This is a genomic window from Shewanella sp. SR44-4 (genome assembly GCF_014163715.1).
In the GTDB taxonomy this organism is placed as follows: Bacteria; Pseudomonadota; Gammaproteobacteria; order Enterobacterales; family Shewanellaceae; genus Shewanella.
Genome location: NZ_JACJDU010000118.1, coordinates 1 through 1,183, shown reverse-complemented (window position 1 = coordinate 1,183; position 1,183 = coordinate 1). Strand labels below are relative to the sequence as shown.

The 1,183-nt window shown below is 43.9% G+C and carries 1 protein-coding gene; it reads right to left on the bottom strand.

The features are described from left to right. Positions 1 to 52 precede the first annotated feature (52 nt). Positions 53 to 1,183, bottom strand: a 1,131-nt coding sequence (tuf, locus tag H5125_RS21635) for an elongation factor Tu (RefSeq protein WP_182745490.1), incomplete at its 5' end; no start/stop codon positions are given.

Here is a 1,183-nt window from a genome sequence, read left to right as displayed (position 1 = left end):
AAATAAAAAAGGAAGCCTAAGCTTCCTTTTTTAGTGTTCACTAAACTCGCTATTACGCGATAATTTTAGCTACAACACCTGCACCAACTGTACGGCCACCTTCACGGATAGCGAAACGTAAACCGTCGTCCATCGCGATTGGGTAAATCAGAGTAACGACCATCTTGATGTTATCACCAGGCATAACCATTTCTACGCCTTCTGGTAACTCAATTGTGCCTGTTACGTCTGTTGTACGGAAGAAGAATTGTGGACGGTAGCCTTTGAAGAATGGAGTATGACGTCCGCCTTCTTCTTTTGACAACACGTAAACTTCTGATTCGAAAGTTGTGTGTGGGTTAATTGAACCAGGCTTAGCTAGTACTTGACCACGTTCTACGTCATCACGCTTAGTACCACGTAATAACACACCACAGTTTTCGCCAGCACGACCTTCGTCAAGTAGCTTGCGGAACATTTCTACACCAGTACACGTTGTTTTAGTTGTTGGACGAACACCAACAATTTCAACTTCGTCTGATACGCGAACGATACCACGTTCAACACGACCTGTTACCACTGTACCACGACCTGAAATCGAGAATACATCTTCGATTGGTAGTAGGAATGGCTTATCGATGTCACGAGCTGGTTCTGGAATATAAGTATCTAGTGCTTCTGCAAGCTCAAGAATTTTTGCTTCCCACTCTGGCTGGCCTTCTAGTGCCTTAAGAGCTGAACCTTGAATTACTGGTAAATCATCACCTGGGAAGTCGTATTCTGAAAGAAGCTCACGCACTTCCATTTCTACTAATTCTAGTAATTCTTCGTCATCTACCATGTCACATTTGTTCATGAATACGATGATGAAAGGTACGCCTACTTGACGTGAAAGCAAGATGTGCTCACGTGTCTGTGGCATTGGGCCGTCTGTAGCAGCAACTACTAAGATTGCGCCGTCCATCTGTGCAGCACCGGTAATCATGTTTTTAACATAATCCGCGTGACCTGGACAATCTACGTGTGCGTAGTGACGAATTGGTGTGTCATATTCGATGTGAGAAGTATTAATTGTAATACCGCGCTCACGCTCTTCTGGAGCGTTATCGATTTGAGCGAAGTTTTTAACTTCACCACCATAAGTTTTAGACAAAACGGCAGAGATTGCTGCTGTTAAAGTTGTTTTACCATGGTCAACGTGACC